This is a genomic window from Microcystis sp. LE19-10.1B (assembly GCF_027530565.1).
Classification (GTDB): Bacteria; Cyanobacteriota; Cyanobacteriia; order Cyanobacteriales; family Microcystaceae; genus Microcystis; species Microcystis aeruginosa.
This window is the reverse complement of sequence record NZ_JAPZQM010000170.1, coordinates 1-6,354: the sequence shown is the minus strand read 5'-3', so window position 1 is coordinate 6,354 and position 6,354 is coordinate 1. Positions and strand designations below refer to the sequence as shown.

Annotated in this window: 7 protein-coding genes; 4 read left to right on the top strand and 3 right to left on the bottom strand. The window is 43.4% G+C overall.

Annotated features, from left to right (window positions below; translation table 11 throughout):
* Positions 1 to 78 precede the first annotated feature (78 nt).
* Positions 79 to 204: a hypothetical protein gene (locus tag O9332_RS06015; RefSeq protein ID WP_288024245.1), complete on the top strand. Its 126-nt coding sequence runs from the start codon at positions 79 to 81 to the stop codon at positions 202 to 204.
* Between the two features lie 558 nt (positions 205 to 762).
* On the opposite strand, the gene O9332_RS06010 is transcribed toward O9332_RS06015, so the two are convergent.
* Together O9332_RS06010 and O9332_RS06005 are read right to left on the bottom strand one after the other, a co-directional pair.
* Positions 763 to 957, bottom strand: coding sequence for a hypothetical protein (locus O9332_RS06010; protein WP_002760699.1), 195 nt, complete (start codon positions 955 to 957; stop codon positions 763 to 765).
* A gap of 4 nt (positions 958 to 961) precedes the next feature.
* Complete coding sequence (locus tag O9332_RS06005) at positions 962 to 2,098, bottom strand: DegT/DnrJ/EryC1/StrS family aminotransferase (RefSeq protein ID WP_002760701.1); 1,137 nt, start codon at positions 2,096 to 2,098, stop codon at positions 962 to 964.
* A gap of 126 nt (positions 2,099 to 2,224) precedes the next feature.
* Here O9332_RS06005 and O9332_RS06000 point away from each other — a divergent pair, with 126 nt between their 5' ends.
* On the top strand, positions 2,225 to 3,001 hold the full coding sequence (locus O9332_RS06000; protein WP_002760702.1) for an ABC transporter permease: 777 nt from the start codon (positions 2,225 to 2,227) through the stop codon (positions 2,999 to 3,001).
* Between the two features lie 94 nt (positions 3,002 to 3,095).
* Here O9332_RS06000 and O9332_RS05995 read toward each other — a convergent pair whose 3' ends face one another.
* A complete protein-coding gene (locus O9332_RS05995; RefSeq protein WP_002731954.1) occupies positions 3,096 to 4,112 on the bottom strand; it encodes a type I glyceraldehyde-3-phosphate dehydrogenase in 1,017 nt (338 codons plus the stop codon).
* Between the two features lie 71 nt (positions 4,113 to 4,183).
* On the opposite strand from O9332_RS05995, the gene O9332_RS05990 reads away from it, so the two are divergent.
* Together O9332_RS05990 and murC are read left to right on the top strand one after the other, a co-directional pair.
* Entirely contained in the window at positions 4,184 to 4,462 is a 279-nt protein-coding gene (locus tag O9332_RS05990) for a hypothetical protein (protein ID WP_002760706.1), read from the top strand.
* A 35-nt stretch (positions 4,463 to 4,497) separates the two neighbouring features.
* A complete protein-coding gene (gene murC, locus O9332_RS05985; protein WP_002760708.1) occupies positions 4,498 to 5,925 on the top strand; it encodes a UDP-N-acetylmuramate--L-alanine ligase in 1,428 nt (475 codons plus the stop codon).
* Positions 5,926 to 6,354 lie beyond the last annotated feature (429 nt).

Genomic DNA, 6,354 nt, shown 5'->3' with positions numbered 1-6,354 from the left:
GGCTCTTCGGTAATTGTTATGCAATGGACGGGGGTTATAAGGGATGGAACCCTTATATAGAAAGGCATTTAGCGATTTTTGTCAATTGTTTTTTATCTAGAGCGAACTAATCAATTAAGTCTCTTGCCAGATAAAGATTTAGTCGATTTATGCCCCCCTATCGAACCATACCAAGTAACGAAGAACCAAATTTCTCGACGATAACTAATATCAGAAAACCATAGATTGTAATTAATAATAACCTTGTTATTACTTAGATAGCTAGTTTCTTCAAGGAATTCTTTGGCGTATTCAATCCACATATCAGTCAGAGACATTCCTTTTGTCTTGACAGATAAAAATCCCTTTTTCAAACGACTGGCAATCAGATTAAACGTATCTCTGAGTAAAAGTACATCGTACCTAAGTAGGGAGGCACAATTATTTGTAGGATGGGTTAGCGGTAGCGTAACATAATCGGGCGTTGGGTTTCATGCTTCAACCCAACCTACGTTCATCTTATATTTAATTCCACCCACCTACTTATGACTGGTTTTCCCTACATAAAGATCATGTTTTTTTTCATATTTTTGCTCAGTTATTTTGGCAATACTATGGTCTTCGTAGCTATACAAAAAACAGTTTTTAGTCTTGAAATTTCCCCAAGCTTCCTCTCGAAAACCCATAAGGGTTGAAGTGTAGATGAAAATGCCTAAAAGGACTGATACTAACATTAACATTATTCGGAAAATAAGAATCTTGTTCTTGCGCTCTAATCCAATTTCACACCGCATGATTACCACTACGTTTCAAACCGATAAAACGAATTTCTCTTTGATTGATGACTTTTTCTAGTTGATCTTTTTGAGTTAGAGTACGCCAGAAATCCCAGGCATCATAGACTAAATCACGCTTTACTTTTCTTAAGTTATATAGTGAATACTTGGCTGGTTTTGAACGCTCATTTATCTGACTCATTAGTTCAATCCTCGGCTAAATCATAAATTGAAAAACTATGCAAACAATCTTTCAGCGCATAGGCTACCTGTTGTTGTTCCTCGCAGCTTAAATCGGGGAACATAGGCAAAGATAACACTTTTTCACTGGCCAATTCAGCCATGGGTAAATCACCTTTTTTATAGCCTAAATACTGATAAACCGGCTGTAAATGTAGGGGAATCGGATAATAAACCATGGATAGGACATCTTTTTCCTGCAAAGCTGCCCGAATTTGGTCACGATTTTCCGTTAGGATTGTGTACTGATTCCAAACGTGCTTACCCCCAGCTAAAGCGGTAGGTAAAGTGATATTAGGCAAGGGTTGCAGTAATTCTCGATAACGTTGGGCAATCTCGATCCGTTGATTATTCCAAAAATCGAGATATTTTAGCTTAATTTGCAAAATAACCGCTTGAATGGCATCTAAGCGGCTATTTACCCCGATTACCTCGTGGAGATAACGCACCTTGCTGCCGTGTTCTTTAATCATGCGAATTTGTGCCGCTAACTCGGGGTTATTGGTGGTAATTGCGCCACCATCGCCACAACCGCCTAAATTTTTGGTGGGAAAGAAGCTAAAACAGCCAATATCGCCGATACTCCCCACTTTCTGCCCATGCCATTCTGCTCCCGTTGCTTGAGCGCAATCCTCAATCACCAATAAATTATGAGAACGAGCGAAATTTACCACCTCAGACATATTGACAGATTGCCCAAAAAGGTGTACTGGGATAATCGCTTTAGTCTGGGGAGTAAGCGCTTTTTCCAACAGTGCCACATCGAGGTTAAAAGTATTGATATCGATATCGACAAAAACCGGCACTGCCCCGACTAAATTAATCGCTTCGGCGGTGGCAATAAACGAAAAAGTGGAAGTGATTACTTCATCCCCCGCTTGAATACCGAGGGCGCGCAGTGCCAGATAAAGGGCATCGGTTCCCGAATTACAGGCAACACAATCGCTAACACCGTGATAGAGGGCAAATTGTCGTTCTAATTCGCTCACAACTTCACCGCCAATATAGCGCCCAGAACGGAGGATTTCTAAAACGGCATGGTTAGCTTCTTCGCTGATGACTTGGTATTGACGGGATAAATCGACGGGGGGAATTGTACTCACGCGCTTTCACTCAAATTAGAGACTAATCGGGATTTGTTGGGGAAAAGAAGGAATAATTAGTCAAAAATAATTATAAACTTGCTATTTATAGATTAAGTATTGTTGTAATTTGTTTCTTTTATTTTTATGGATGGATTAGTAGAACTAAATCTGGTGGATTTGGGTTGGGCTTTGGGGATGATGGGTATTTGTTTAATCCTCTCCCGTTGGTCAAATTTAGCTCTAGAGGGACAATTATTATTAGCGACCGGTCGATCGATCCTGCAATTATTAGTGGTAGGCTACGTTATCGCCGTTATTTTTTCCCTGGATAATCCTCTGGCCGTGCTGGGGATTTTGGCAGTAATGATGACTATCGCGACTATTGTTGCTAAAAATCGCATCGATAGCCGAGATAAAGGCTTATTACCCCTAGTTTTTGGCTCTCTGTTGATTAGTAGCTGTCTAACTTTAGGTTATGCGATCGCTTTAATTATTCAACCAGAACAATGGTACTCGCCCCAATACTTAATTCCCTTGACGGGGATGGTGTTAGGGCAAGCGATGAATAGTGCCTCTTTAGCCGGGGAGAGATTAAGCAGTGCCATTAAAAGTCACCGTTTGGAAATCGAAACCCATCTTTGTTTAGGGGCAACCCCTCAACAAGCGATCGCAGCTTATCAAAAAGAAGCGATTCGAGCTAGTTTAATACCCACCCTCAATCAGATGATGGTGGTGGGTTTAGTCAGTTTACCCGGAATGTTCACCGGACAGGTATTGGCAGGAAGTGAACCTTTAAACGCCGCTTCCTACCAGATACTGATCCTGTTTATGATTGCCCTAGCTAACCTAATCACCGCTCAATTGGTGACAGAGGGAATCTATCGGCGCTTTTTCAGTGAGAATTTATCACTGCTCAGTTAACAGTTATCAGTTATCAGTTATCAGTTATCACTAACCACTCCTGACTCCTAATTAACGCCCACTGTTCACTGATTACTGTTTACTGATCACTGATTTAGCCTTTCCACTTGCTGGCGACGACTTCAGCGAGATCAACCACGCGTTGGGAGTAACCCCATTCGTTATCGTACCAAGCGATAACTTTCACCATATCGCCACCCATCACCATCGTTAGACTAGCATCGATGATCGAGGAGGCATCAACACCGCGATAATCAGAGGAAACGAGGGGTAAATCATTATATTCGAGAATTCCTTTCAAAGAATTTTCCGAAGCTTCTTTGAGGACTTCGTTTACCTGTTCCGCGATCGTACTTTTTTCCACTTGCGCCACTAAATCCACCACAGAAACGTTAGGAGTGGGTACACGCAGAGCGATCCCGTTAAGTTTCCCTTTCATGTCGGGGATAACTAAGGCTACAGCTTTAGCGGCACCGGTGGAGGTGGGAACGATGTTAACGGCTGCGGCGCGAGCGCGACGCAGATCCCGGTGACTAGCATCCAGAATGCGTTGATCACCAGTGTAACTGTGGGTGGTGGTCATCGTCCCTTTGATGATGCCGAAGTTTTCGTGAATCACTTTGACGACAGGAGCAAGACAGTTGGTGGTACAACTGGCATTGCTGATGACATTGTATTTATCGTGTTCGTATTCGTGAGCGTTGACACCAACCACATAGGTTCCCACACCCGAACCTTTACCCGGTGCGGTAATGAGGACTTTTTTAGCTCCTGCGACAATATGCTTAGAAGCGCCCTCTTCATCGACGAAAACACCGGTAGCTTCGATCACTAAATCTACACCCCATTCTGCCCAGGGCAGATTGAGGGGATTGCGATCGGAATAACATTTAATGGTTTTACCGTTAACAATTAAAGAATTATCATCGGCATCGATATTAGCGTTAAGTTTGCCTAACATCGAGTCATATTTGAGCAGGTGAGCGTTACTCCGGGGATCGGATGTATCATTGATCCCCACTACCTCCAAGCCACTATTAGTCCGTCCTAACCAACATCTTAGGAAATTACGTCCAATCCGTCCGAAACCATTGATCGCTACTCTAATCACTGCTGCTTGCCCTCTACGTTTTAGTGCAATACATAAAAAAATAATTAATGTTCCCAATCATACCTTAAAGGTTGAACTTTACGATCCCGATCGAAAATAATTTATTACATCACCATTCAGGAGACTCCGAGACTCCGAGACTCCGAGACTATTTTTATTTATTCTCCCCACACCCCAAACCCCACACCCACACCCACACCCCACACCCCACACCCACACCCCAAAAAAAGGAATTGGGAGAAAAAATTTTAATTCTGCGTCAAGGATTTTGCAAGGCAACTGGGCAACATTTGGGAATTCTGCTCAAATGCCCCTATCATGAGGTTGACTTTACTACCGATCGAGTTTAAAACTTATATAATCGTGGGTCTGAGGAGTGAAAACAGTGAAAAAAGTTAATTTTAACGGCCAACCTTTCCATTTTATCGGTATTGGCGGTATTGGGATGTCAGCCCTCGCTTATATCTTAGCCAAACGCAATTTACCTGTGTCTGGCTCCGATTTACGTCCTACTCATATCACCCAAAGGCTACAGGGAGCGGGAGCGCAGATTTTCCACCGTCAAGAGGCAAATAATTTAGCTTTATTTCATTCTCCTGGCCCTCAAAACAGTAGCCAAACGGTTCCGCAAGTAATCTGCTCCACGGCGATTAATGACCATAACAAGGAATATCAAGCGGCCAGAGACTTAGGATACCCAATTTTTCACCGTAGCGACGTTTTAGCGGCTTTAATCGCTGATTACGACAGTATCGCCGTCGCCGGCACCCACGGAAAAACCACCACTAGCAGCCTAATCGGTTACGTTTTGTTAGAAGCGGGATTAGACCCCACGATCATTGTCGGTGGTGAGGTGGACGCTTGGGAAGGTAACGCTCGTCTTGGTCAAGGGCGTTTTTTAGTGGCAGAGGCCGATGAGTCCGATGGTTCCCTAACCAAGCACGCCCCGAAAATCGGCGTAATCACCAATATTGAGCTAGATCACCCGGATCATTACCAGAATTTAAGCGAAGTTATCGATACTTTCCATGAATTCGCCCATCAGTGCCAGATTTTAGTCGCTTGTTTAGATTGTGACACGATCGCCGAGCATTTCCGTCCGACGATTAGTTATAGTCTCGATCCCGAAAAAGGTGCCGATTACACCGTCAGCGAGATTATCTATGAACAGGGAATGATGAAAGCTTCCGTCTGGGAAAAAGGCAGTTATCTGGGACAAATGGAGGTGAAAATCCCGGGGCAACATAATATTAGTAATGCTTTGGCAGTGGTGGCCATCGGACGTTATCTCGGTTTAGAATTTGCCGTTATTGCCGATGCGATCGCTACTTTTGCCGGGGCAAAACGCCGTTTTGAACACAAGGGAGAAGCAAACGGCATTACTTTTATTGATGATTATGCCCACCATCCTAGCGAATTGTTGGCTACTTTAGCGGCGGCAAAATTAAAGGTAGAAGGCAAACAGTACCAACGTTCGATCGCTATTTTCCAACCCCATCGTTACAGTCGCACCACTGCCTTTTTGGAGGAATTCGGAGCCGCTTTCAGTTCCGCCGATGTGGTAGTCTTAACGGATATTTATAGTGCCGGGGAAGTGAATATCAATCACGTCACCGGGCAGCAAGTGGCTGAACAGGTGAAAAAACACCATAAAAACGCCTACTATCACCCCGAATTGAGTTCTTTAAGTCAATTCCTGCTAGAAATTCTCCAACCAGGGGATCTAGCTCTGTTCCTCGGCGCTGGCAATCTCAATCAAGTTATCCCCGAAATGCTTACTCTTTACCGCGAACAATTAGCAGTTAGAGTATAGCTGGACTTCCCCCATACAGAAATACTAAAAAATTAACAAAACCCTTACTGCCTGGAGCTTCTCAGAAAAAATTGAAAAGACGCTACTGGGTACATTTTCCCTTTGAAAATGGCTGTACCGTTGACTGTATCTAGAGTAGAGCGATTCCGTAGAGTTGGCTGTATAGTGATCGCTAACCTTATTGTAACAGATGGTGTCATTAATCTCTAGAGTCAGCGATTCCCTCGGTAGCCATGTTTTTGATGGTTTTCTGCCTGGAAACAAGCTATAATGGTCGAAGGGTCAAATTTGAAAAATTTTGCCTCAAACCCTGTCTGCGTAAGGATTTCAGGAGTTTGTACCCAGTAGTTTATTAGTATTACATTGCTTTAACTCAGGCTCTGTAAGACTTTGAGCCATAGCTAGTATATTTATACGGGGGAAGTTCAG